This window comes from Acinetobacter sp. HA (genome assembly GCF_000264725.1).
In the GTDB taxonomy this organism is placed as follows: Bacteria; Pseudomonadota; Gammaproteobacteria; order Pseudomonadales; family Moraxellaceae; genus Acinetobacter; species Acinetobacter schindleri.
In genome coordinates this window covers 99138-125639 of the sequence record NZ_AJXD01000097.1, presented here as the reverse complement: position 1 = coordinate 125639, position 26502 = coordinate 99138, and the positions used below count along the sequence as shown (strand labels likewise).

Sequence of the window (26502 nt, the reverse complement as noted above, 5' to 3'; positions counted from 1 at the left end):
AAAAAGAAGAGTTTAAGGAAATTTTGGCAATTTTAAGAAGGCAGAACCCTGATAGGATAAGGGTTCTGTGAAATTTGTCGTGTACAGAGAAGTTTGTTATACTTTTTAAATTATGGCGAGAATTTGAGATTTATTAAAACTGGACAGAAGCGCTGAATAGGTGAGTCAGTATTATTTATCACCTACTTCATAAAACGTTCGATTTATCTCTCATACTTTAAAGCATTCAAATGCGGATTAAAGCGATCTATTGTCGACCATTCTCATCATCAAATAACAGGCTTCTAAAACCGGATTCAGCCAGAGTGGAGTCGTGCTGTTTTCGTATTTTTCATGGTTTTAGCATTATAAAAGCAGGCGAAACAAGGTATCATAAGGCGTTTTAAAATATGACCTCTGGAGACGCCTTAAGTGGATCGACCGACTATTAGCCCTGAACATTTGCAGGAAGCCGCTGAAAATCTAACAACCATTCGTGATTTTATCCGTTTTGGTGTTACAGCATTACGTCAATACGATGCGCACTTGGGCCAAGGCACAGAAGATTATTTTGCTGAAAGTTCAGCACTGGTTTTACAAACCCTTTCTCTGGACTGGAATGCTGATCCAGAAATTCTGGATTCAAAACTGCTTCCAAGCGAAAAAGAAGAGTTTTTGAATCTGTTAGGACGTCGTATCAATGAAAGAATGCCGACATCTTATCTATTAAATCTGGCTTATTTCTTTGGTAAGCCATTCTATGTGGATGAGCGTGTACTGATTCCACGTTCACCAATCGTTGAGCTGATTGAAAACCGTTTTGCACCATATTGCCTGGGCGAAAATGGTGAAATGGGTGCAGCGGTAAATAACCTGCCAGAAAATCCGAATCCAAAAACACCACAACGTATTCTGGACATGTGCACCGGTTCAGGCTGTATTGCGATTGCATTGGCATACGCTTTTCCAGATTCTGAAGTGGATGCAACCGATCTGTCTAAAGAGGCTTTAGAAGTAGCGCAGATCAACTGTGAACACCATAACAAGCAGTATCAAGTGGCATTGCTTGAATCGGACCTGTTCGCAAAAATTCCTGCTGAAAATCAGTATGATCTAATCGTGTCGAATCCACCGTATGTGGATGCAGAAGACATGGCAGATTTACCAGACGAATTCCACTACGAACCTGAAATGGCTTTGGCTGCAGGTCAGGATGGTTTGGATTTGGTACGTAAAATGCTGGCTCAAGCGGCTGATTACCTGACTGAAGATGGTTTGATTGTAATTGAAGTCGGTAACTCTGAATGGGCAATGAAGCAAAACTTCAATAAAGTTGATTTCCACTGGTTGCAGTTCCAGCGTGGTGGTTCAGGTATTTTCGCATTGACTGCAGCCCAATGCCGTCAATATCGCGATTTATTTATTCAATCTGTTAATGCATAAGGAGTCGTTCACATGGCAGGTAATAGTATAGGGCAACTCTTCCGTGTAACGACTTGTGGTGAATCTCATGGTGTTGGCCTGATGGCGATCGTTGATGGGGTTCCACCAGGAATTGAACTGTCTGAAGTTGATTTGCAACAGGATCTGGACCGCCGCAAGCCGGGTACATCGAAATTTGCAACGCAGCGTAAAGAGCCGGATGAAGTGGAAATTATTTCTGGTGTATTTGAGGGTAAAACCACCGGCACTTCAATCGGTCTTTTAATCCGCAATACTGACCAGAAATCGAAAGACTATGGCAATATTGCGCAGACTTTCCGCCCGGGTCATGCAGACTATACCTATACCCAGAAGTATGGTTTCCGTGATTATCGTGGCGGTGGCCGTTCAAGTGCACGTGAAACTGCAATGCGGGTGGCAGCGGGTGCGATTGCCAAGAAATTCCTGTTTGAGAAGTTCGGTATTGAAATCCGCGGTCATGTCACCCAGATTGGCACTGAAAAAGCCGAGAAACTGGACTGGAATGAAGTTCCAAATAATCCGTTCTTCTGTGGTGATGTTGATGCCGTTCCACGTTTTGAGGCACTGGTCACGTCGTTGCGTGAACAAGGCACCAGTTGTGGCGCGCGCCTTGAAATTATTGCCTCTAAAGTCCCAGTAGGCTGGGGTGAGCCAGTATTCGATCGTCTGGATGCCGATATTGCCCATGCCATGATGTCGATTAACGCCGTTAAAGGTGTTGAGATTGGTGATGGTTTTGGCGTTGCTGAGCAGTTTGGTCATGAAACGCGTGATGAATTAACGACGGATGGTTTCCTGGCAAATCATGCCGGCGGTATTTTGGGTGGGATTTCTAGCGGTCAGGACATTCGCGTATCGATTGCACTAAAACCAACCGCTTCAATCACGACTCCAGGTAAAACCATCACCATCAATCGTGAAGATACTGACGTGTTGACCAAAGGCCGTCATGATCCTTGTGTGGGTGTACGTGCGACGCCAATTGCTGAAGCAATGCTGGCGATTGTATTGATGGATCACTTTATGCGTCATCGTGCACAAAATGCCGATGTTGTTGCGCCGTTTGCACCAATTGAACCGAAATAATTCGCTTCTGATCTGAAGTGAATCCAAAAAGTCAGACTTCGGTCTGACTTTTTTATGATCTGCAAAGGCAATAGATGATTTAGGCGGAGAGAAACTTATTTTTCCTATGCTTTTAAGAAGTTTAGGTTTATTAAAAATGAAATTCGAAAACTCATCCAAAAAATGATTCAAAAATTTTTAATGAGTTAGGAAAAGCTTAAAGAGGAGGTGTTAAATATTGCAAAAGAAGAAAGCTGGACTTAATTGGTTTATTATTCATTAAAACGCATGAGAGACTTTCTCTTACTTATTATCCATTGATTTTTCTAATACTTTTTCTCTTGAAACTCTTCGGTTGTTGTATCCTTAATAATTGACAGGCAATTGGGTTTGATTGCCACAAAATTGCATGTTACGAGTGGCTCAATGCTTCATACTATCTTCAGCGTCCTGTTTCCACTGATTGCCCTAATTACCCTCGGTTATGCATTAAAACAAAGGAAATGGTTAGAAGACGGATTTTGGCGGGGGGCAGAAAAGCTAAACTACTATGTACTATTTCCAATCATGCTATTCCTGAATCTGGCTACTGCTCAGATTCAGATAGATATTATTCAGGATGTGGTGCTGGTTATTTCAATTATTACTGTACTGGTTTGTGCAGTGCTGTACAGTCTAAAAGCGATATACCGGATTAACTTTGCCCGATTTGGGGTCTATATACAAAGCATACTGCGCTTTAATACCTATATTGGTATTGCTGCGGTCAGCACCTTATTTGGTCAGGCAGGGATGACAGTATTTGCCGTCATTATGGTGTTCTTTATTCCAGTCGTAAATACCGTTTCTGTGCTGGCATTTACTAAACCGGCTGATATGCAGTTTGGAAAAATTTTCATATCCCTCGCGAAAAATCCACTGATTTTAGGCTGTCTGGTGGGTGGGCTTTATAATCTGTCCGGATTGGGGATATGGCAGGGGATGAACCAGTTATTGAAACAAATGGCAGCATGCAGTTTGCCTTTAGGTTTGATGTGTGTCGGGGCAGCATTAAAGTTTGGGCAAATTAATCTGGATTTATGGCGCATTGTCTGGAACACAACTGGGCGTATGATCTGCATGCCATTGCTTGGCTTGGGGGTATGCAAGATACTGGGAATTTCCACGCTGACGACTCAAGTGCTGGTATTGTTTTTCGCATTACCAACCGCTTCTGCTTCATATGTATTGACCAAAGTTCTGGGTGGAGACAGTGAACTCATGGCGAAAGTTATTAGTGTGCAGACCCTGGCTGCAGGATTAACCTTGCCATTATTCTTAACTTTTATCATCTGAGTTGAAAGAATCCAATAGAGAAATTTTTTACTTAAAATAGCCTAAGCAAATTAAAATTTTTAATTAACTTATAATTCTGTTTCAAAAATCTAATCAAATATCTGCACCTTCATTTAGATTTCATTTTATAGCTAAGCGAGGCTAACGTAGCCTTGCTAATTACTGTGTCTTTACAACTTTGCACAGTAATTTTTTATTAAGCGCTATAGCATGGTATATAAATTGCAAAACAATACATATGCACATTATTGCAGGAGAGAAATGCACCCGCATTCGCCGAAGGAGCAACGACCCCGGAAACTCTCAGGCAGAAGGACTGTAATAATGCAAAACTCTGGAGAGAAGTGTTGAATCACTCACCGAAGGGGAAGGTTAAGGTATTGATCTCCAATACTGAAATCAAAGCTCTCAGGTAAAAATGACAGATGGGGCAGACATCATAATAAAAAAGGAGATGTCTATGCGTCATGTAATTGTCATTGGCGCCGGGATTACCGGCGTAACCACTGCTTATGAACTGGCTTTATTAGGGTATCAGGTCACTGTAGTCGACCAGCATCTTTACCCTGCCATGGAAACCTCGTATGCCAATGGCGGGCAACTTTCCGCCTGTAATGCAGAAGTCTGGAACCAAAAAGCAACGGTACTGAAAGGCCTGAAATGGATGTCGCAAAAAACTGCCCCATTACTGCTCAACCCGTCTTTTAGTATGCATAAATACAGCTGGCTAATGGAATTTATGGGGAATATTCGTCATTACGAAACCAATACCCGGGAAACGGTAAAAATGGCGTTATTGGCCCGTAAACGTTTATTTGAAATTGCTGAAACAGAACAGATTGAGTTTGATCTGGAAAAAAGGGGAATCTTGCATTTTTATCATACCGAGCAGGATTATAAGGTCGCGATGAAGGTCAATGATCTGCTTTGCAGTGGCGGGCTGGAACGCAATGCGATTTCCAATGAAGAAATTAAACAGATTGAACCCACTTTAACCGGTGATTATTATGCCGGCTTCTTTAGCCGTAGCGATGCTACCGGGGATATTCATAAATTTACTACAGGTCTGGCCAAGGCTTGTGCAGACAAAGGTGTACTTTTCCTGTTTGGTCAGAATGTACAGGCAATAGAGCAGAAGGATGATTATATCCGGATCAGTTATATGCCGAGCAGTGAAAATTCCAATACCAATCCGCAAGAACGACTGGAACTGAAAGCTGATGCCATCGTGGTCTGTGCCGGTGTGGGTAGTTATCAACTGTCTTATCTGTTGGGTGACCGGGTCAATGTCTATCCGGTGAAGGGATATTCAATTACCGTACAGCTTAACGATGAACAAAGTCAGCAAAATGCGCCGTGGGTCAGCCTGCTGGATGAAAGCGCTAAAATTGTGCTCTCCCGATTGGGTAAAGACCGACTGCGTATTGCAGGTACGGCAGAGTTTAATGGTTATAACCGCGACATTCGTGCTGACCGGATTCAGCCTTTAATTGACTGGACGCATCGTAATTTTGATATTTCCACTGAATATGTGATTCCCTGGACCGGATTAAGGCCAATGATGCCGAATATGATGCCAGTCGTGCGTCAAGGAAAACACAAGCGGGTGTTTTATAATACCGGACATGGACATTTAGGCTGGACGCTCTCTGCTGCGACAGCAGCAATGATCAGCCAGCAGGTGGCTCAAACCTATCCTGTAGCTTAAAACAAAAAAGATCATCCTCGGATGATCTTTTCTTAATTGAATGAGTTTTAGTCATATAGGCGATAGACACCGCTAAAGCGTTCACAGCCTTTCTGCTGGGTTTTTACCGAAAGAAGGGCCTTGGTATAGTGGAATTCATACTTACAGTCGTTTTCGTTATCAGTGATTTCAGTTTTAGCTTCAGGAGTGGTATAAGCTAAAAAAGGGATAGTTTGAGTATCTATACGGTTTTTAGGACTGCGATAGGCAATACCTTCGATCTTGATGCGGTCTTTACTGAGCTGATGGATTTTCAGGTGTACTGGCTGTTTGGCAATCTGGCCCTGTTCAAATTTTAAATAATGCTGGGTCAGGCTTTGATTCAAAGAAATAAAGATATTCAGATCATCTAGACGCACATCAAACTGCTGTTTATAACAATCTAGTGTTTTGCACTGTTGTAAGCGGTTTAGCCATAATTGATGCGTATCCTGAATAATACTTAAAGGTGCATCAGTAATCAGGTAGGCCGTGAGATACTGGCTCGCCAGATTTTTTCTAAATTCAGCCAGAGGCACGGAACACAGCGTCGAAGTTGCTTTACTGGCTTGTGAGCTATCTGAACATTCTAGCGGACGTACGGATGCTGCAGCACCTGTTGCCAAAGTGCTCAAACCCAGCATGAGACCCAGAAGTTTCATCATTTTTATATCAGTTTTCAGCAGCATGATCGCTTATACTTTCACTGTGTTACGCTTGGTCTAACTATAGCGAAATAGAAACGAAGTGTACAAGATTTCAATTGGTTATTTCTAAGGATGAAAACAGTGGTTGCACAAATTCGAATTGGTCAGGGGCTGGATGTGCATGCATTCGAAGAAGGTGATTTTGTCACACTGGCAGGCGTGAAAATCCCACATACCCATGGCCTCAAAGCACACTCGGATGGTGACGTTGTATTACATGCATTATGTGATGCTTTATTAGGTGCATTGGCGCTGGGAGATATCGGTCAGCATTTTCCAGATACGGATCCTAACTTTAAAGGTGCTGACAGTCGTGTATTGTTGAAGCACGTGTATCAGCTAATCTTGGATCGTGGTTATGTATTGAATAATGCAGATATTACTGTGGCCTGTGAACGTCCAAAACTGGCAAAGCATAATCTGGAAATGCGTCAAAGCATTGCAGATGTACTAGAAGTAGATGTAACCCAGATTAGCGTTAAGGCGACGACAACAGAAAAGCTGGGCTTTACCGGGCGTCAGGAAGGCATTCTGTCTATGGCGACGGTCCTGATCGCTCATGCAAAGTGATCAGGATTAATCATTGCCAGTTTAAGTTCTTCAGTTGCTTTACGGCCTTGTAGCTGTAAGGCAACAGCATGCAATAGACCCGTCCAGGTGTCATTCGGTTCCCAAACCTGATGCAGACTTGCTTGCGCCGTCGGTAGATCCATATCCATATAGTATTGGCGATATAAATACATCAGGCTGCTGACATGGAAGTTCTGGTTGCAATGTACCCAAACGGCTTGTTGCTTGACTAGATGATCAATCATGTCCAGCACTAGCAAGCATTGATCATCGGATGGCATTTCCCAGGAAATTGGCAGCTGGATATAGTTGAGACCAAGCTCCAGACAGATTTTATCTTCATGGTCCAGGTGAGGCTCTGCATCGCTCAAAGCTACATTGATAACGGTCGAGATCCCGTATTCCTTTATTAGCTTAAGCTGTTCTGCTGTTGGCTGGCCTGAAGTAAACAGGTGCTCATGGATGAATTGAAAATTATTAATTTGACAGAGTGCAGTTTCAATTTCATTCATCAGATCATTTTCCTTATGTAGAAATGCAAACGCCATCTTACGATGGCGCTTTGATCAATCGCTTAGCGATTTGGTAAAACGTCCTTTAACGCCTCATGCATATCAAGTAATGCCTTTTCAGTCGTTTCCCAGTCGATACAGCCATCAGTCACTGATTTGCCGTATTCCAGATCACAAAGGTTAGCCGGGATATCCTGACGACCACCTTTAAGATGACTTTCTACCATAATACCAACAATTGATTTATTTCCATCAATAATTTGTTCAGTGATGTTTTTTAGCACTAATGGTTGTAAGTACGGGTCTTTATTTGAGTTTGCATGACTGGTGTCAATCATGATTTTGGTACTAACTTTCGCTTTTGGTACTAACTTTCGCTTTTTGCCAAAGCAGTCTCAGCTTCTGCAACAGAACCTGCATCATAGTTCGGTTTGCCATTGCCACCACGAAGTACCACATGAGCATATGGGTTACCAGAAGTACGAATGACTGCAACCTGACCTTGATCGTTCAGACCGAGGAAGCTATGACCGTGTTTCACGGATTGCATGGCATTGGTTGCAACAGTCAGGCCGCCATCAGTACCGTTTTTGAAACCTACTGGTGAAGACAGGCCAGATGACATTTCACGGTGAGTCTGGCTTTCGGTAGTACGTGCACCAATCGCTGACCATGAAATTAAATCCTGATAATACTGTGGTGAGTTTGGATCAAGTGCTTCGGTTGCACATGGCAGACCTTTTTCATTCAGCTCAAGTAAAAGCTTACGGCCAATGCGTAGACCTTTTTCAATATTGAACGAGTCATTCATGTCCGGGTCATTGATCAGACCTTTCCAGCCAATGGTAGTACGTGGTTTTTCAAAATACACACGCATTACCAGATACAGGCTGTCTTTTACTTTTTCGCTCAGCACTTTCAGGCGCTCAGCATATTCTTTGGCAGCTTCGGGGTCATGAATTGAACATGGACCAATCACGACAAAAAGACGTTTATCGTTGCCATCCAGAATATTGCGAATCGTTTCACGACCTTTCAGTACGGTTTGATAAGCATTCTCAGTCAAAGGCAACTCAGTCTTTAATTGTGCTGGAGTTACAAGAGGAATCATGCTTTGGATATTCACATCATCAATATCTGATTGTGAAATAGGATTTGACTGTAGTGTATTCATTGCCGTCACTGGTTCGATCATACAAAAGGTTGTTTAATATCCCGAATATAACATGAATGATGCGTCACTTTGTTATAAAAAAGATGAATAAATCTTTGAAAAAAAAGTGATGAATCTGAGGTTTAGTTTAAACGGCCTGAGATTTTTCTGCTTCGGTGACCAACTCGGGTTGAGCTGGTTGGGCAGGTTTGGATTTGACTGGATTGAGCATAAAGTTCACACCCAGACAGAACAGGGTAACACCCAGAATTTTACGGATAATTTTCTCAGGCATACGTGAACTGATCAATGTGCCGATCACGATTGCAGGAATAGAACCCACCAGTAACCAGCCTAACAAAGCAAAGTCTACATTACCTGCGCTCATATGGCCCAAGCCTGCGACTAAAGTTAGAAGTACGGCATGCACCACGTCAGAACCGATAATACGAATCATCGGCAAATTCGGGAACATTAGAATCAATGCCATAATACCGAATGCCCCTGCACCCACTGAAGACAAGGTCACAAAAACACCAAGCACGATTCCCATGATGATAATCAGGGCGCGTTTTTTGCCAGATTTAAAATCGACCTTTTCCAGATCCTGGGTCATATCTGGCAGTTCTTGTTTACGGTATTTATTAAAGAACTTCTCAATTGAAGCGCGGAATACAATAGAAATACCGGTCAGCGTTAGCATAAAACCGAGTACCATGGTGAGTACTGCTTTATAGTGGGTAGATTGACTGAGATAGTTCTCAAGTACCCAATGGGTTGCAAATGAGGCAGGAATACTGCCGATTGCCAGCCAGATCACAATGGGCCAGATAATATTCATTTTTTTGCATGGACAAAAGAACCGCAGAATTTAGAGATTGCAGCATATAGAAGGTCAGTACCGATTGCAATGTGCGGTTCAATCCGGAATAGGCTGATTAAAATAGGGGTCATCAGTGAACCACCGCCGACACCAGTAATCCCTACACAGAAACCAACTAACACACCTGCTAAAATAAACTCAATCGGACCAAACATCTATATATGCCAATATTAAAAAACGAGCATATCTTATGACTATTAAAGATAAGTAGTTGTCTTGATTAATGATTTGCTTATTCCAAAATAAGATAAAGCAAGTGATTAATGAGGTGTTTTATTATCGAAAAAACTGGTCTAAAGGATAAGTCCGGTAAGCTTTCTAAAGAATTTTCTTATAGTTAGGAAATACGAGGAAGATAAATGGAATTGAATTCATGAAATATAATTAATAGTATAAAATTTCTTCTTTATTAAAATAAGCAAATTTATTTGATTTAAAAATAGGCTGGTCGTGATAAGGGAAATTAGAAGTTTGGTAGATCATTCTTTATATCATTTTTCAATTGAGCATATTTGTAGTCATGGTGATCCTGGTCATTCTTATCTAAAGTGAATTCAGAAAATCCCTGTAGTCATCATTATATTTGTAGATGTAGCGCTTTAAATTCTTAGATTCATCATTTTTAAACCAATTCATGCAGATCAGAATCAAGTTCAGCCTTAAATTTTTCGTCTTATGCTAATATGCTGACAGCAATTCTCTGAGGATCACATCTTGCAAAAACGGAAGCTTAAAATTGGAATCGTCGTGGGTGAAGTATCGGGAGATACCTTAGGTGCCAGTCTGATTCGTCGTTTTCGTGAGCAGGGGATTGATGCTGAATTTGAGGGCATAGGTGGTCCACAGATGATTGCAGAAGGTTTTAAAAGCTATTATCCAATGGATATTCTGTCGGTGATGGGTATTGTCGAAGTCTTGAAAGATATCCGTAAGCTGTTTGCTGTACGTGATGGACTGGTGGAGACCTGGACGAAAGATCCAGTCGATGTATTTATCGGCATTGATGCACCAGATTTTAACCTGCGTTTGTCCAAGAGCATCAAGCAACGACAGTTGCCGATCAAAACCGTTCAATATGTCAGCCCATCCGTCTGGGCGTGGCGTCAGGGACGTGTACATGGCATTAAAGCCAGTATCGATCTGGTACTGTGTTTATTTCCATTTGAAAAAGTCTTTTATCAAAAATGGCAGGTACCCGCTGCATTTGTCGGTCATCCATTAGCGAGTCAATTGCCGATACAGAATCCACTGGCTGAAGCAAAGCAGGAGCTGGGACTCGATCCTGCCCAGAAATATATTGCCTTGCTGCCAGGCAGCCGGCGTGGAGAAATTGAACGTCTTGGGCCATTGGTGCTGGATACTGCACAAATTTTGCAACAAAAACATCCTGAATATATCTTCCTGATTCCTGCCATCAATGATGCACGTAAGCAGCAAATTCAAGCCTTGCTGCAAACTTATCCAGAAAGCTTACAGACCCAAATTCGTCTGATGGAAAATACCGGTAGCGATTCCAAAATCGGTCGTCAGGTCATGAATGCAGCAGATATCGTCGCTTTGGCATCGGGAACAGCAACTCTGGAAGCAATGTTGTTACATCGTCCAATGGTGACTTTCTATAAGTTACATTGGCTGACTTATCGTATTGTTAAACTTCTGGTGAAAATTCAGTACTATTCATTGCCAAATATTATTGCGGGCAAGAAAGTGATTCAGGAGCTGATTCAATCTGAAGCAACCCCTGAGAATCTTGCTGCCGAAATTGAAGCGTTAATGAATGTTGAAGCAGCACAGATTCAGGCGATGCAGCATCTGACCATGCATAAGCAACTACTTTCAGGGAATAGTGAAGATCCTGTGAGTGCCATTTTAGAACTGGTAAAATAATCTTCTCAGCTATTGTTGACCCTGATGCTGCTGACGATACTGGCTCGGAGTAAGTTCAAACTGCTTTTTAAAGCTCTGACTAAATGCAGTTTCTGAAGAATAACCTACGCGATGCGCAATCTGTTGTACGGTCATTAAGCCATCTCTTAAATAACGTGCTGCCAGACGCATCCTGTGCTGTTGCAGATAAGCCAAAGGCGTTTCACCGACCACTTGCGTAAACAATTGTGCAAATTTGGAACGTGACATATGGCATTGTTCAGCCAGACTTTCAACGGTCCAGCTCTGTTCTGGCTGGCCATGAATGGCAGCTAAGGCACTGGAAAGTTCAGGATGGCTTAAGGCATTTAACCAGCTGGAGGCATGCCGGGCATTCAAAATATAATCCCGTACACATTCAATAAGTAAAATACTGACCAAATGATCGAGAATACGGTCACGGCCCGGACGTGTATTCTGGGTTTCTAAAGCCAGGAACTGTAATCCGATCTGTAACCATTCCGGGGCTGAATCACTCAAAATATGCTGGATATGCAGATAATCCGGCAAAGAGGTAATTAGCGGTCGCGCCATCTGGATATCCATTTTTGAACGAATCGCCAGAATAAAGTTGCGTTGTGGCTGGACCTGACCGAAATCAATACTTTGCTGTGAATGCGAAGCAAAGAAGCTGTTAATGGGACTACTTTGTGTTAGTTCTTGATCATTTGGACAATGCAGCTGGTGCGCTTTGGCAGATGGAAGCAGAATCAGATCACCCTGCTGTAAGACAATGACATGGTCTGAATCTTCAAAGCTAAGGTGTGCCTGTCCATGCAAAATCACATAGGCCAGCATGGACGGTTCATGTCTGTATAACAGCCGATAAGGATGATGAACATTCAGATAGATATATTCTGATTTGGCTAAATGTATATCATCAAAAATTTTACTAAGCGCATCCATGCGTGTTCTATTCTGAATTAAAAAGATATTTTTATTTAAATCTGCATGTGAATTGAGGTCAGAAATCGGCTGATCAGGACAAAGACGCTGACATAGCTTTTCTGGACGCTGACAACTGTGCACATGCGCTGAATTATTCAACTATAAGGGCAGGGTAACATAAAACAGGAGGGTCGCAATGAATGTCCCTGCAAAAATCACAAATATTCACCTGGAGCAGGACGCTCAGTTGCTGAAGGGCCGCCAGCTAGATAAAAAACGTTTCGGATGGCTGTTGAGTCCCGGTCTGCCAGTCATCGGTATGGGTATTTTGGCCGGCTACCATTTTGGACCGAAAGTCACCAAGAAAGTTTTTGCCTTGGGTGGTCCATTATTACTGCATGTCATCATTCCGACACTAGATGCTCTGATTGGCGAGGATGAAAATAATCCCAGCGATGATCAGATCAAAGCTTTAATCAAAGATCCCTATTATGACCGTATCGTAAAATTGTTTATTCCTTTGCAAATGGCTGCTAATACTTTTGCAGGCTATGTGGTATCACGCCCCAATGTTTCATTGACCGATCAGGTTCTACTGGGGATCTCGATGGGTGCAATTAATGGAGTTGGCGTAAACACTGCACATGAATTGAGTCACCGCCCGAATAAATCTGATCACTACTGGTCACATGCCAGCCTGATGCCATTGGCTTATAACCATTTCCGGATTGAACATCCTTATGGACATCATAAACGGGTCGCGACGCCTGAAGATCCTGCCTCATCAAAAATGGGGGAGTCATTCTACAAATTCTGGCCACGTACGGTATTTGGTGGACTTAAATCTGCAATTGAAATTGAAAAACGCCGTTTACAGCGTAAAGACTTGAGTTTCTTTAGCAAGGAAAATGAATTGTTTCATGGCTGGGGGATGACTGCTGCTTATCATGGCTTGATGCTGAAAACCTTTAGCAAGAAGATTATTCCATATACGTTAACACAGGCATTTTATGGCATCAGCCTGTTTGAAATTGTCAATTATATTGAACATTATGGTTTGAAGCGTGCTGAAACTGAGAAAGGTAAATACGAGCGTACTTTGCCTGAACACAGCTGGAACAATAACAATATTGTTACCAACCTGTTTCTGTATCAGTTACAACGCCATTCTGATCATCATGCGTTCCCAAGCCGGCCGTTTCAGGCATTGCGCAATTTTGAGGAAGCACCTGTCTTGCCAAGCGGTTATGCGACCATGCTGATTCCAGCTTTGATACCACCATTGTGGTACAAAATGATGGATAAGCGTGTGTATCAACATTATCAAGGCGACCTGAACAAAGCCAATATCTTACCTGCTAAACGCAAGCAGATTTTCAGAAAATTTGGCATACAAGATAATGCAGCTTAACTATTTTCAGTTTTTAATATTTTCCAGTTTTGAATAAAAAATGCGCCTTTCAGGGCGCATTTTTTATTCATTTTCGTTAAATCTTAAAACCATTCTGGCTGCATATTCAGGCAGGTATCATCAAAGTTCATCAGTAATTGTGCCTGATGTTCAACTTCAGGCAATTCCCAGCGGATAAAGTATTGAGCTGCCTGCATTTTTCCTGTCAGGAATTGTTGATCTTCTGCATAGTCAGACGAGACAAATTTTAACTGTGCCTGATTCGCCATTTCCAGCCATAACCAGGCAATAATGGTTTTACCCATCATATCCAGATATAAACCTGAATTTGCCAATGCTGCCTCAACTCGGCTTTGATGCAAAGCCTGACCTAAAACCTGCGTGGTTTTTTGTACAGTCGCAAGATGCTTTTTAAAAGTTTCTGCCAGTTCAGCTAACTTATGATCCTGAATCTCGGATAAAGTTTTCTGGATACGCTGCATGAGCAGGCTTAAACCTTTACCGTTGTGTTGCCACAGTTTACGACCGAGTAGATCTAGAGACTGAATGCCATAAGTGCCTTCATGGATTGGATTCAGACGGTTGTCCCGGTAGCACTGTTCAATCGGATATTCACGGGTATAGCCTGCACCACCCAAGACCTGAATCGCCAGGTCATTGGCTTTGGGGCCATAGGCAGAAGGGAAGGATTTGACCACTGGTGTAATCAGATCCAGCAAAATAGCACTCTCTTCATCCTGAGCTGCCTGATGTTCATCAATCAGGCGGGCTGCAAACAGACACAGTGCCAGTGATGCTTCAACATAGGACTTCTGGGTCAACAGCATACGTTTAACATCGCTATGCTCAATGATATTCACTGGTTTACTGTTTGGATCTTTATCGGCTACCGGACGTCCTTGTGGACGGTTTTTGGCATAATTCAGAGACTCCAGATAACCACGATAGCCAATCATTGCCGCACCGAGTCCCACACCGACACGTGCTTCATTCATCATCTTGAACATATATTTCAAACCATGACCTGCTTCACCAAGCAAATAGCCTAAGCAATTGTCATTTTCCCCAAAGCTCAGCACTGTCGAGGTAGTCCCGCGATAGCCCATTTTATGCAATAGGCCAGCCAATTGAACATCATTGGATTCATCAAGTGGACCATCGGCACGGGTCTTGAATTTTGGCACAATAAACAGGGAAATACCCTTCACGCCTTGAGGTGCATCCTGAATCCGGGCAAGCACAAGATGCACAATATTTTCAGTAATGTCCTGGTCACCCCCAGAGATAAACATCTTTTGACCTTTAATCCGATAGGATCCATCTGCCTGAGGGATGGCCTTGGTGGTCAGATCACCAAGGGATGAACCGACATCCGGTTCTGTCAGTGCCATGGTGCCAGAAAAACGGCCGCTGAACATATGGGGTACAAATGTGTGTTTCTGTTCCTCGGTGCCGAAAGCCTGAATCACATTGGCTGCGGCAGCGGTCAAGAAAGAATAAGCCACTGTCGATGGATTGGCGGACATAAAAAAGGCATTACACGCCATATTGACCAGAATCGGTAACTGCATACCGCCGGCATCATAATCATGTTGAGCGCAGAGTAATCCGGCATCGGAAAACTGTTTCCATGCAGTTTTGACTTCAGCAATGGTTTCGACTTTTTTGCCGTCAAAAGTTGGTTCGTGCTGATCTGCTTTGGCATTGTGCGGCGCAAAATAATCGGTAGCGATGCCTTTGGCCGTATCTAAAATACTGTCAAAGGTGGTTTTATCATGTTCCTGATAACGTTCAAGTTGGGTCAGCTGTTCCAGTTTAAAAACGTCATACAGCAGGAAATTCAGGTCTTTGTCATCGATAAGTTGAGTCATATTTAGTTTTAAATCGAGTATTTATATGATGTGTTTAAGACTAGTAGTTGCTTTTATTTTTTAGAATTGTCAATAATGACACTTAAGATGTGAAAAGTGACAATGATATTCAGATGAAAAAGGTGGTGGTTTTAGGTTTTGATGGGGCTTTAGCATCGGCTATTACTGGAGTCGTGGATTTATTTGCCATGGCGGGCGTGAGCTGGAACCGGATTCAGCAGCAGGAAATTCATCGTCTGTTTCAGGTAGAAATTGCCAGTACCCAAGGGCAGGCGATCCGTTGTATTAATGGGATATTGATCCAGGCACATTTAGCTTATGCAGATATCAAGGATGTAGATATTACCATTGTCCCTACGATTGCCGGACCGATTATCGAAACCTTGCAACAGAATCCGGAACTGATCCGTTATTTAAAGGAAGCAGACCGGCAGCAGAAAGTGATTGCAGGAAACTGTACGGGGAATTTCTTTTTGGCTGAAGCCGGTATTTTGAATGATCGCCAGGCGACCACGCATTGGGGCTTTCAGGATATGTTTCAGACTCTTTACCCTAAAGTAAAGCTTCATGCCGATCAGCTGATTAGCCGGGATCAGCATATCTACTGTGCAGGTGGTGGTCTGGCCTGGTTTGACTTAGGACTGCACCTGATTGAACGCTACTATGGTTTTGAGCTGGCGATGCAGTCAGCCAAATCCTTTGTGATTGATTACCGGCGTGACAGCCAGCTGTCTTATTCCTTACTAAAAATTGGCAAGACGCATCATGATGAGCTGGTACAAAAAGTACAGGATTGGCTGGAACAGCATTTTCATGAATCACTTAATCTGGAACAACTGGCAACACGTTTTAACCTCACCACACGTACTTTGATTAGACGTTTTAAACAGGCACTGGATGTGCCACCCAATCAGTATCTGCAAGCCCTTCGGATTGAAGCAGCCCGTAAAAGGCTGGAAGAAACTGAACAGGCGGTGGATCTGATCATGCAACATGTCGGTTATCATGATCCAAGCTCTTTCAGGCGATTATTCCATAAAAAAACGGGGTTAACCCCGTTAGAATATCGCCGTCGATTTAGCCGGCGCTTTTAGCATGTCATCAAGTTGCAGCAGCTTTAACTTTACGTCCATGCAGCAGATAATACCAAAGCAGACAGCTGAGTGTAATGACCGCACTATACAAATACAAATGCTGATAACCGATCTGATCCAGAAACTGGCCAATAAAATACGGTCCAAAACCAAGTGCAGCATCAAGAGCAATAAAGAAGGTTGATGTTGCCAGTCCCATACGCTCTATTGTGGTACTTTTTACCGCAATGGTCTGGCAAATGGATTGAATATTGCCATAACCAAAACCTAATAACGCTGCACTAGTGAGGAGCATCCATGAATTATGTGCCTGACTGAGCAAACCAATACCGATTGCCATAATCACAATCGCAGGATACATGATGATGTTTTCGCCTTTACGATCCATCAATGGGCCGGTAAATGGGCGAGAAATCAAAATTGCGGCTGCATACATCAGGAAGAAGAACGAAGCTGCCTGCAAGAGATCAATTTCCTTGGCATACAGGTTAAGAAAAGACAGTACGCCAGAATAACATGCACCAGCAATCAGAATAATAACTGCAATAGGAAAAGCTTTAGGCTCAACAAACTGCGCCAGACGTGAAGTAGGCTGAGCAGACTGCTGCGTACCAGCTTTTGCAGTCAGTTTTACTTTTGAAGTATCAACACCAAAACTGAAGAGCAGACAGGTGAAAGCCACAATAGAAGTAAAAGTAAAAATCACCTTATAGTCATATTGTGACATTAGCCAGATCGCCAGGAATGGACCCACTGCAGTGGCTAGCGTACTACTGGTACTGAAGTAGCCAATGCCTTCAGCACGTCGAGTTGCTGGAATGGTCTGGGCAATGACAGTTCCAATAACAGTCCCTGCGACACCCATCATAAAGCCGTGAGCAAAGCGGATCGCAATCAGATAAGGTACATCCACTGGAATAAAATACAGACCGGAGAACAGGAAAAAGCCCAAGGCTCCAGCAACCAGACTGGCTTTGGCACCCAGATTGGGCAGGAATTTTCCTATCAGCAATCGGCCAACTAAAGTCCCGACCACGAATACACCGGAGATTAATCCCGCTTGTGCAGTAGTGGCATCCAGTTCAGCTAAGGCATAACCAACACTGACAATGACCAGGAGATAGAACACCAGAACCAGCTGGAAGTTCATTGCACTGAGAAAAATAAAATTTTTTGTCCAAAGCTTGGATGGAGCCTCAGTCATGTTGAAGCTCCTTTCTCGCCTGAAGAGAATGCATAAATTCTAAAACAAAAGCATGAGCACGTTTCAGCTCATCTTTATTGAAGTCTTGCAGTAATTCTGCTTCCAAAACATCAATTTTGCCGCAACATTGCTGGAACTGTTGTTCACCCATTTCAGACAGCTGCAGTAATTTCTGGCGTTTATCTGTCATGGGTTGTGATTCAATAAAGTTCATTTCAATCAAAGTATTTAAACGCTTGGTTACAGCAGGTTTTGAAATCCTGAGTTCCTGGGCGATATCCAGTGCTGTACATTGACCATTCATTTTGATAATGACCAGACTTTGCCATAAGGAATAATTTAAGCCGTGTTCAATTAACACCGCATTCATTTCATCCCCGAGCAATCTTGCACAGCGTAATAATGCAAATCTAAAGCGGGAGGTAGTATCCATAAGGAATAATGTTAACCTGGTTAACTAAATATGCTTAATTTACGCTTATAAATATGAAAATTCAAGTGATGTATCAGTTGCTCCGATATGGCTTAACAAATATTTCAACGAGTAAATGAGCTAATCTGGTGGGAAAAATCTTTGGTTTTCTTTAACATGCAAATCTGGATGTGAGCAGTGGCTAAGGTGGATTTATGCAGGATTTAGACCTAACAACAATTATCAGTGAATGTTTTAAAAGCAGTTCTAATTTAATGATGGATTTACATCAACCAGCAATTACCTTACCTGAACAGCTGATCCACGCAGTTAAAGAGGCAGCACAAACACGCGGATATACTGAAACAATTCATCATGTAATGTTGCTGGATCAATTTGATGCTTCTCGACTGAGTTATGTCTTTAGTCCGCTTATTCTGTCCGTGCTAAAACATAAAACCATCTTTATCGCTCCAGCCAATACTGAACTGCAACAGGTGCTGGGAGAATATTTCCGGGTAGAAGCGCTGAAACTAAACCATACCCAAGCCTTACAGGAAATGGATATTTGCTTTGATTTGGCAACTGATGGTTGTTCCATGTCAGATTTACAGCGCTATGCCGTATTCAAGGCCTTACTTGACCCAAATTGTAAGAGCCTGATTGTCATCGGAAATGAACTGGATGCTGGGTTGAAAATATTACTTGAATCATTCGGTATACAGGTTATCCAGCACAAATTGATGCAACAGCATTTTGATTTAACTGAAATCGAATTTAAAAAACTGTTATGGAAAAGGAAGACAGATTCAGTTGCCGTCACTTGTGAAGAGATCACGTCAGCTAATATTGAATTAGTTACTCAACTTAGCGGAATACAGCATGCCGATGCCGAGCGTCTAATTGATGACTTGATGTATAGCGAGCATCTGTTCGAAAAAGTCTCAGTCTTTGGCGAATTTACCGAAACTATTTATAAGCATCAGCTAAAATAAAAGATAGCGGAAAGGCATGTCCCAGAGTTGCAGTGATTAGATTTTAGATACGCGCGGGTGGCAGGGATGCAACACATTCCCCATCACGACACGACGTCGTAATGGGGAAATAAAAGACTTTTGCCTATTTTGAGTTTTTCCAAAGTATGATTCTGCCTGCACAAAGCCATTTAAACTTTTAAAGAGAAGATAAGGCTGTGCATATATAATTATAAATATATAATAATATCATATATTTAAAAATTATCGAATTGCTCTGATGACCTAATACATAGCCTGATTAAAATTGTGAGACGGCAGTGAGCCAAAGGCTCTTTATTCTGCTCAGGATTTTTTCTGTTTACGGTAAACACTTGGTCGTACCGGGTGTGTGCCGCGCCAGAGACCTTTCTTATTTTTCTTGGCATTGCTTTGCAGGCTCATCAGATAGGAGAGGTGTTTCTTGTCACGGATATATTCTTCATAAACCCAAGCCGCACCACGCTTGATCAGTTCTTCATTGACATTTTTACGACGTCGGTAAATGACTCCAACACAGCGTCCATAACGGTCAATATCGGTAATTTGCACACGGACCAGTCTATTCTTGATCATTTTTGAGACCAGCCGCTGGGATTCCTTGCCATAGGCTTGACTGGATTCAGGTGCATCCACATAGGCAAAGCGTAAGCGGGTTTCTGAACGACGGATATTGAAACGATAGCAGGTGAGGGTGTCGCCATCGCTGACGGCCTTAACTCGACACCAGTATTTTTTGCCTTTTTTGAAGGGGCGGAACAGTTCTTGTAAAAACACCACAAGTTTGTGCAGCAAATAATAGGAGAAACATAGAGCCACAAGGCCAAGTAAAATTTGCCAAGAAGTTGAGAGATGCAACAAAATTAAAATCCAGAACAAGCGCAGTCAGGTGAAGAAATAGCTGACTTATAAAGTGTTCATTCTAGATCAAAGCCTCACGTCTTAAGGCTTTGTAATCGTTTATACGAGGATTTTTTAAGCAAACAAAATAGCCTAAGCATTTTTAAAATTCACTTATAAAAATAGCCTAAGCAAAAACTTTATTAATCTCACTCCGTAAAAATTGATGTCTCTTATTGTCTTGTAAATCCTTATACCAATACATTCCCATATTAATTTTCTGCAATTTTACAGGAACTTCAAAAATTTTCAGGCTTTTATCAATATGCAAATGATTTAAAACATTTCTGGGAATGGTGAGCATCGCTGATGGATGCTGCTGCAAAATCTGTAACGCCGTCGAGTAATGCTGACAACGCAGGAAAATTTGCCGAGATAGGTGATTACGGCTTAAATACAGATCTTCAACCAATACGCCAGTCCGGCGCGAAGACACACCAATATGTGGGGAGGCGAGATAACTTTTTTCCGTGACTTGTTGCTGTTGAGTACAGACGACAAACTCATCCTGATCCAGTAATTCAAACTGGATTTTGTCGCCCAAAGGCTGTTCCAGATCGATCACAAAATCAACTTGCTGGGTTGCCAAATCAGAAACAATATTCTTTCGGTCCAGTTTAATACTGACAAACTGAATATCCAGATTAAAACGCTGAAAATGTGCGACCAGTTTTGGCAAGATCATCGGTTCAATTTCATCATGCACAGCAATCTTTAGATTTTGTACCAAGGTGGGCTCAAATTGCTGGTTCTGGATGGAAATATTCTGGATGGTGATGAGAGCATGTTTAATGTCTGAATAAATCTGTTCCGCAAACGGCGTTGGCTGCATTTTACTGCCAGTCCGTACAAACAAATCATCCTGCAGATGCTGTCTTAGACGCTGTAAGGCATGACTGGCAGCAGACTGGGTAATTGACAGGATTTGTGCAGCCCGGGAAATACTTTTCTGTTCAAAGACAGCAACAAAAAGTGGATATAAATTAATATCGATCCGATGGAAACTGCGAAGATCGATACTGTTTTTATTATGAATCTGTTGCATATTAAACTATGGAATAAAATCATTTTATTCATAATATGTTTTAGGTTAAGGTCTTGTAAAGCAGAATAATCATATCCAGAGGAAAGTTGCCATGTTTGAGCTATCAGCACGTGCACAGGACTACGTTGAACGCACCAGAAAATTTATTAGAGATGAGATCGAGCCAATTGAGGCAGATTTCTGGCATCAGGTGCATGAGTTGAATCAGGGCAGTGACTGGACCAAATGGCAATGGCCGGCTGAACTGGAAAATTTAAAAGCCAAAGCCAAAGCAGCGGGATTATGGAATATGTTCCTGCCTTGTGCTGAATTGGGTCAAGGATTGTCAGTTAATGAATATGCGCATATTGCTGAACTGTCTGGACGTAGTCTGATTGCACCAACGGTATTTAACTGTAATGCCCCAGATAGCGGCAATATGGAAGTATTGTGGCGTTATGGTTCTGAGGACCAAAAACAGCAATGGCTCATGCCGTTATTAGAGGGAAAAATCCGCTCGGTATTCTGTATGACCGAACCTTCAGTTGCCTCCAGTGATGCCACAAATATGCAGGCAACGGCGGTCATTGAAGGCGATGAAATTGTATTAAATGGCCGTAAATGGTGGTCCTCTGGTCTGGGTGATCCAAATGCCAAAATCATTATCTTTATGGCACATACTCCCGATGAAACTAAAGACCGTCATCATCAACATTCTATGGTTTTAGTTCCAGTCGATACTACGGGTGTGAAAATCGAACGTATGTTGCCCGTCTTTGGTGATTATGATGCTCCACATGGCCACGGCGAAGTTAGTTTTGATAATGTGCGGGTACCGGTATCCAATTTTATTGGGGGCGCTGGTCAGGGCTTTGAAATTGCCCAAGGTCGTTTAGGCCCAGGTCGTATTCATCACTGTATGCGTTGTATTGGCGCAGCAGAAAAATCTCTGGAACTGATGATTGACCGTGGCATGAGCCGCACGGCGTTTGGTAAAGAGATTTTGAAACTGGGTGGTAATCTGGAACGGGTCGCAGAAGCACGGGTTGCAATTGATCAGGCACGATTATTAACCTTGTATGCTGCCTATAAAATGGATACTTTAGGGAACATGGCGGCTTTGACAGAAATCTCGGCCATTAAAGTCGTGGCACCAAGTGTGCTGGAAAAAGTCGTGGATATGGCAATCCAGATTCATGGTGGCGCTGGTGTTTCACGTGATACACCATTGACCGGATTCTTTGCCCAGGCACGTGCACTACGTTTGGCGGATGGCCCGGATGAAGTACATAAGGGCATGATTGCAAAATTAGAGTTGGCAAAACGTGGTTATAGTACGCGTCGTAAAAAATAAGTCTTAAGTTTAAAGATATTTAGATAGTAAAAAGATTTTAAGGAAATATTATGGCAGTCATTGATGTCGGTGGAAAAGTTCGTGAGGGTGAAGAACTGGATGTCCGCGCTATAGGAAACTGGCTGATTGAACATGGTGAAAATATTGAGGGTCCTGTTGAAGTCACCCAATATTCTGGTGGTGCGTCGAACTGGACTTATCGCCTGAAATATAGCAATGCCGATTTAATTCTGCGTCGTCCACCTAAAGGCACCAAAGCTAAATCTGCACATGACATGGCGCGTGAATATCATGTACAACGGGCACTGGCTGATCACTATCCAGTTGTTCCGGAAATGTTGTTGCTATGTCAGGATGAGTCAGTGATTGGCTGTGATTTCTATGTAATGAAACGCATTGAAGGCATTATTCCACGAGCGAATTTGCCTAAAGATCTGGACTTCAGTGAAGCTCAGGTACGCGAACTCTGTATCAATGTCATTGATAAACTGATCGAGTTGCATCAGGTTCCTTATCACGGTACTGAACTGGAAAAGTTAGGCAAAGGTGAGGGTTACTGCCGACGTCAGGTAGAAGGTTGGGATAGCCGTTATGACAAAGCTAAAACGATTAACGTACCTTCATTCAAGTACGTACGTAACTGGCTAAAAGATAATATTCCTGCCGATTCTAAAACTTGTGTGATTCACAATGACTGGCGTTTTGATAATGTTATTCTGGATCCTGACAATCCAACACAGGTGATTGGGGTACTGGACTGGGAAATGGCGACTCTAGGTGATCCACTGATGGACTTGGGTTCTGCCTTGGCCTATTGGGTGGAAGAGACTGACAATGCAATTTTTAAGGCAACCCGCCGTCAGCCGACCAATCTAAAAGGGATGTTTACCCGTAAGGAGGTTGTGGATTACTACCTGGAAAAAACTGGATTACAGCCAGAGAATTGGACCTTCTATGAAGTATTTGGCATTTTCCGTTTAGCGGTAATTGCCCAGCAGATTTATTATCGTTACTACCATAAACAGACCAATAACCCGGCGTTTAAAGATTTTTGGGTGGTGATTCATGCATTGCATATCCGTGCCTTAAAGCTGATTGGCAAACAAAAGATCGAAGCCAATGATCTTGCCCAGAAGTATATGAACAAATTTAAAGAGTTAATGCCAAAATGACCACCATTTACCTGATTCGACATGGCCAGGCATCTTTTGGAGCAGAAAGCTATGATCAGCTTTCTCCCAACGGTGAACTGCAAGCCAAGTTACTTGGACGTTATTTCGACTCTATTCTTAAAGAAGCACCTGTAGTGATGGCTGGATCAATGCAACGTCATCAGCAAACAGCGCAACTGTGCCTGGATGAGTGTTTTCCTGAAAGTGAATTGATTACCAATCCTGCCTGGAATGAATTTAATCATACTCAAGTCTTTGCCAGGTATGAGCCGCGATTTAATCAGCCGGAATTATTAAAAGAAGATGTGGCACAACATGCCAATCCTCGAGCGTATTTAAGCAAAATCTTTGAAGGGGCAATTGAACGCTGGACGGGGGGAGATTATCACCATGAATATGAAGAATCCTGGCCAGATTTTAAAAACCGTGTTGAATCTGCATTGCAAGATCTATGCGATGAACTGGCTGAGAAAAGACCGCGCTATGCTGTAGTATTTACTTCGGGTGGCGTTATCTCTGTGGCAGCAGGGAAAATTCTAGGCTTGAGTCCAAGCAAAACTTTTGCCTTAAACTGGGCCATTGCCAATACCAGCATGACGACTTTGCGTTTGGTGGGTAATGAACCGCAGTTACTTAGTCTGAATGAACATCATTTTATTAAGGCAAATCAACCAGAATTACTCACCTGGATCTAAAAGATCTGGAACAAAATGATTTTAAAGGAATAAAAAATGGCTAAAACAATTCTAATTACCGGGGCAAGTTCCGGAATTGGTGCAGGTATGGCACGTGAATTTGCACAAAAGGGTTATAACCTGGCAATCTGTGCGCGTCGTATGGAACGTCTGGAAGCTTTAAAGCAGGAACTGGAAAACCAGTACAGGATCAAAGTGATTGCCAAAACCCTGGATGTGACCAACTATGATCAGGTCTTTGAAGTATTTCGTGCCTTTAGGGAAGAGTTTGGTAGCATTGACCGAATTATCGTGAATGCTGGCGTTGGTGAAGGTCGTCGTATTGGAAAAGGCAACTTTGCTATTAACAAAGCTACGGTGGAAACCAATTTTATTTCTGCATTAGCCCAATGTGAAGCTGCAGTCGAGATTTTTCGTGCGCAAAACTCAGGTCATTTGGTCATGATTTCATCCATGAGCGCAATGCGTGGTATGCCAAAACACCTGACCGCTTACGGTGCAAGTAAGGCCGGAGTCGCGCATCTGGCAGAAGGAATTCGTGCCGAGCTGATTGATACACCTATTAAAGTGACGACGATTTTCCCGGGTTATATTCGTACTGAAATTAATGAAGGTGCGAAAAAACTGCCTTTTGAGGTAGACGAAAAAACGGGTTCGCGTTTATTGGCTGCTGAAATTGAAAAAGCGCCGGTTAAAGCGTATGTACCAAAATGGCCTTGGTTACCGTTGGGCTTGGCTATGAAAGTATTGCCACTAAAACTGGTGAATAAACTAGGATAATTCTTGTTTGGATGATCAAAAAGCTCCTAACGGGGCTTTTTTATTTTTGGAATTGAAACATTTTGACTTTAAAAATTAAGAAAATAATGTCTGGAAATTATTTTTTATAAATATGATTATACATTATGGTTTAGCATAGCTAAGGGTTGGTGAATATATGTATATGGGCTTATAACCAAATGAAAAAATTAGCTTTTATCATTATTCTGGTATTGACAGCAATGCCATATGCTCAAGCAGCATCTGATGAAGGAAAAAATCCGGATACGACCCGATTGTGTGAGGGAAAAGGACCTCATGTAAAGCTTACGGTTAAAATTGAGGGTCATACCATAAAAGGCTCATGTCAGATCGGCTTTAAACCTGCTCAAGTAAATGCCTTGGACTATGAAGCAATACGCGCTCCCGCTGTGCAAAATGCATGTAAGAGCAAAGCACGTGGTTCGACTCTTGTCATGAATGTAAATGGTGAACAGATACCGGGTAAATGTGATCTAGTCTTTAAAAGCAATCATTTCTAATAAATTCAACGATTCATGTGACATCACTATTTAAGTTTACCTAATAGATTTTTATTTTAAATCAAAATATTTAATAAAATTTTGATCATTTAAAGGGAATATAGATTCTGACTCTATATTCCTTTAGATATGTTTATTGATATGGGAAATAGTCAAAACAATTTACATTAGACTGATTAAGACGTTGTTGTTCATACACCATTTCTTTACGTTGCTCATCATAGTAGTTGTGTTTTTCCGAAATTGTGGCTAGTAGTGAAGCAGGTAGGTCTTTTCTATTCCTGTTAGCGTCTAATTGCATAACATTTATAGCAGCTATAGCTGCACTTTCTGCTTCACATAAAATTTTTGTCTTTTTACTAAAATGTAGGTCATCCCGATTTGCTTGAACATACTCAGCGATTTTTTGATCATACTGTTTTTCGTAATAATTTAAAGCATGTATGATTTGCCCTGCTGTCATATTTACGGTAATTTGAGGCTTTGTATTAGTCTCCTGACCAATAACTTTTCCTCTCATTAATTCAGGATTATTAGTCTGAAGCATTGGGTTTAAAACATAAGTATATAAACCATCTTTAACTTTTCCCCAATTAATACCTTCCGCGAGAACCGTTGAGCTAACAGTTAGAGTTAGTGCTAAAATAGCTAATTTAATTTTCATAAATATAAGTTAAGTTATTGGAAAAAAATGAAGTTATATTTTAATATTCAACTTTATATGTATGAAAATTCACCTTTAGTCTAGGAATATATCTACTAAATTATTTAAAAGTGAAATCGCTTAAATAAAATACAATTTTATTGAATTAAAATTTATTTTGTAACAACTGCTTTTTTTCT

General features: G+C 42.0%; 23 protein-coding genes, 2 pseudogenes and 1 riboswitch. Of the genes and pseudogenes, 14 read left to right on the top strand and 11 right to left on the bottom strand.

All coding sequences use genetic code 11. From position 1 onward, the window contains the following. The first annotated feature begins 411 nt into the window (after nt 1-411). The 4 genes from prmB to HADU_RS14180 all read left to right on the top strand — a co-directional run bounded on the left by prmB (nt 412) and on the right by HADU_RS14180 (nt 5551). Nucleotides 412-1422 (top strand): 50S ribosomal protein L3 N(5)-glutamine methyltransferase, encoded by a 1011-nt coding sequence (prmB, locus tag HADU_RS14195; protein ID WP_008307431.1) that lies wholly within the window; start codon nt 412-414, stop codon nt 1420-1422. A gap of 12 nt (nt 1423-1434) precedes the next feature. Next, the gene (gene aroC, locus HADU_RS14190) at nt 1435-2529 is read left to right on the top strand and encodes a chorismate synthase (RefSeq protein ID WP_008307429.1); all 1095 of its coding nucleotides are present in this window, start codon (nt 1435-1437) and stop codon (nt 2527-2529) included. A 405-nt stretch (nt 2530-2934) separates the two neighbouring features. Continuing rightward, nucleotides 2935-3843, top strand: a complete 909-nt coding sequence (locus HADU_RS14185; RefSeq protein ID WP_008307428.1) for an AEC family transporter — start codon at nt 2935-2937, stop codon at nt 3841-3843. 241 nt (nt 3844-4084) lie between these two features. Beyond that, a riboswitch (glycine riboswitch) is annotated at nt 4085-4172 on the top strand. Nucleotides 4173-4303: 131 nt separating this feature from the next. Further along, nucleotides 4304-5551, top strand: coding sequence for a D-amino acid dehydrogenase (locus HADU_RS14180; protein ID WP_008307426.1), 1248 nt, complete (start codon nt 4304-4306; stop codon nt 5549-5551). Between the two features lie 47 nt (nt 5552-5598). Here the strand turns inward: HADU_RS14180 and HADU_RS14175 are convergent, their stop codons facing one another. Next, entirely contained in the window at nt 5599-6258 is a 660-nt protein-coding gene (locus HADU_RS14175) for a hypothetical protein (RefSeq protein ID WP_004809580.1), read from the bottom strand. A 99-nt stretch (nt 6259-6357) separates the two neighbouring features. On the opposite strand from HADU_RS14175, the gene ispF reads away from it, so the two are divergent. After that, nucleotides 6358-6846 carry a 2-C-methyl-D-erythritol 2,4-cyclodiphosphate synthase gene (gene ispF / locus HADU_RS14170; RefSeq protein ID WP_004895085.1) on the top strand — a complete coding sequence of 163 codons (489 nt, stop codon included), beginning with the start codon at nt 6358-6360 and terminating at the stop codon, nt 6844-6846. On the opposite strand, the gene HADU_RS14165 is transcribed toward ispF, so the two are convergent. The 3 genes and pseudogenes from HADU_RS14165 to HADU_RS14155 all read right to left on the bottom strand — a co-directional run bounded on the left by HADU_RS14165 (nt 6834) and on the right by HADU_RS14155 (nt 9549). Continuing rightward, a complete protein-coding gene (locus HADU_RS14165) occupies nt 6834-7358 on the bottom strand; it encodes a protein tyrosine phosphatase family protein (protein WP_004809577.1) in 525 nt (174 codons plus the stop codon). The two genes, ispF and HADU_RS14165, sit on opposite strands and share 13 nt — an antisense overlap. A 62-nt stretch (nt 7359-7420) precedes the next feature. Continuing rightward, nucleotides 7421-8532 (bottom strand): annotated as a pseudogene (locus HADU_RS14160) (3-deoxy-7-phosphoheptulonate synthase). A gap of 127 nt (nt 8533-8659) precedes the next feature. Then, nucleotides 8660-9549: pseudogene (locus tag HADU_RS14155) on the bottom strand (sulfite exporter TauE/SafE family protein). Between the two features lie 559 nt (nt 9550-10108). Here HADU_RS14155 and lpxB point away from each other — a divergent pair. Further along, nucleotides 10109-11281, top strand: a complete 1173-nt coding sequence (lpxB, locus tag HADU_RS14150) for a lipid-A-disaccharide synthase (RefSeq protein ID WP_004809571.1) — start codon at nt 10109-10111, stop codon at nt 11279-11281. Between the two features lie 9 nt (nt 11282-11290). Here lpxB and HADU_RS14145 read toward each other — a convergent pair whose 3' ends face one another. Continuing rightward, the gene (locus HADU_RS14145; RefSeq protein WP_034593059.1) at nt 11291-12226 is read right to left on the bottom strand and encodes an AraC family transcriptional regulator; all 936 of its coding nucleotides are present in this window, start codon (nt 12224-12226) and stop codon (nt 11291-11293) included. 178 nt (nt 12227-12404) lie between these two features. Between HADU_RS14145 and HADU_RS14140 the strand changes: the two genes are divergently transcribed. Continuing rightward, the gene (locus tag HADU_RS14140) at nt 12405-13619 is read left to right on the top strand and encodes an alkane 1-monooxygenase (RefSeq protein ID WP_008307419.1); all 1215 of its coding nucleotides are present in this window, start codon (nt 12405-12407) and stop codon (nt 13617-13619) included. An 83-nt stretch (nt 13620-13702) separates the two neighbouring features. Here HADU_RS14140 and HADU_RS14135 read toward each other — a convergent pair whose 3' ends face one another. Beyond that, a complete protein-coding gene (locus tag HADU_RS14135) occupies nt 13703-15490 on the bottom strand; it encodes an acyl-CoA dehydrogenase (RefSeq protein ID WP_008307417.1) in 1788 nt (595 codons plus the stop codon). Between the two features lie 113 nt (nt 15491-15603). On the opposite strand from HADU_RS14135, the gene HADU_RS14130 reads away from it, so the two are divergent. Continuing rightward, a complete protein-coding gene (locus tag HADU_RS14130) occupies nt 15604-16584 on the top strand; it encodes a GlxA family transcriptional regulator (protein ID WP_034593049.1) in 981 nt (326 codons plus the stop codon). A 7-nt stretch (nt 16585-16591) separates the two neighbouring features. On the opposite strand, the gene HADU_RS14125 is transcribed toward HADU_RS14130, so the two are convergent. Further along, on the bottom strand, nt 16592-17788 hold the full coding sequence (locus tag HADU_RS14125; protein ID WP_008307414.1) for an MFS transporter: 1197 nt from the start codon (nt 17786-17788) through the stop codon (nt 16592-16594). Continuing rightward, the gene (locus HADU_RS14120) at nt 17781-18221 is read right to left on the bottom strand and encodes a MarR family winged helix-turn-helix transcriptional regulator (RefSeq protein ID WP_034593046.1); all 441 of its coding nucleotides are present in this window, start codon (nt 18219-18221) and stop codon (nt 17781-17783) included. Before HADU_RS14120 ends, HADU_RS14125 begins: the two co-directional genes overlap by 8 nt. A gap of 254 nt (nt 18222-18475) precedes the next feature. Here HADU_RS14120 and HADU_RS14115 point away from each other — a divergent pair, with 254 nt between their 5' ends. Beyond that, nucleotides 18476-19195: a hypothetical protein gene (locus HADU_RS14115; protein ID WP_227499365.1), complete on the top strand. Its 720-nt coding sequence runs from the start codon at nt 18476-18478 to the stop codon at nt 19193-19195. A gap of 324 nt (nt 19196-19519) precedes the next feature. Here the strand turns inward: HADU_RS14115 and HADU_RS14110 are convergent, their stop codons facing one another. Beyond that, nucleotides 19520-20074 carry a thermonuclease family protein gene (locus HADU_RS14110; protein ID WP_008307411.1) on the bottom strand — a complete coding sequence of 185 codons (555 nt, stop codon included), beginning with the start codon at nt 20072-20074 and terminating at the stop codon, nt 19520-19522. A gap of 166 nt (nt 20075-20240) precedes the next feature. Beyond that, on the bottom strand, nt 20241-21158 hold the full coding sequence (locus HADU_RS14105; protein ID WP_008307409.1) for a LysR family transcriptional regulator: 918 nt from the start codon (nt 21156-21158) through the stop codon (nt 20241-20243). 91 nt (nt 21159-21249) lie between these two features. On the opposite strand from HADU_RS14105, the gene HADU_RS14100 reads away from it, so the two are divergent. The 5 genes from HADU_RS14100 (at nt 21250) to HADU_RS14080 (ending at nt 25659) form a co-directional block, all read left to right on the top strand. Continuing rightward, nucleotides 21250-22491 (top strand): acyl-CoA dehydrogenase family protein, encoded by a 1242-nt coding sequence (locus HADU_RS14100; protein ID WP_008307407.1) that lies wholly within the window; start codon nt 21250-21252, stop codon nt 22489-22491. A 50-nt stretch (nt 22492-22541) separates the two neighbouring features. Next, nucleotides 22542-23663 carry a phosphotransferase family protein gene (locus HADU_RS14095; protein WP_008307404.1) on the top strand — a complete coding sequence of 374 codons (1122 nt, stop codon included), beginning with the start codon at nt 22542-22544 and terminating at the stop codon, nt 23661-23663. After that, entirely contained in the window at nt 23660-24358 is a 699-nt protein-coding gene (locus tag HADU_RS14090) for a histidine phosphatase family protein (protein WP_008307402.1), read from the top strand. The genes HADU_RS14095 and HADU_RS14090 overlap by 4 nt, the downstream gene beginning before the upstream one ends. 36 nt (nt 24359-24394) lie before the next feature. Continuing rightward, nucleotides 24395-25138, top strand: coding sequence for an SDR family oxidoreductase (locus HADU_RS14085; RefSeq protein ID WP_008307401.1), 744 nt, complete (start codon nt 24395-24397; stop codon nt 25136-25138). Between the two features lie 179 nt (nt 25139-25317). Next, entirely contained in the window at nt 25318-25659 is a 342-nt protein-coding gene (locus tag HADU_RS14080) for a hypothetical protein (RefSeq protein WP_005222299.1), read from the top strand. 133 nt (nt 25660-25792) lie between these two features. Here HADU_RS14080 and HADU_RS14075 read toward each other — a convergent pair whose 3' ends face one another. Continuing rightward, on the bottom strand, nt 25793-26323 hold the full coding sequence (locus HADU_RS14075; RefSeq protein WP_005222298.1) for a hypothetical protein: 531 nt from the start codon (nt 26321-26323) through the stop codon (nt 25793-25795). Nucleotides 26324-26502: the final 179 nt, after the last annotated feature.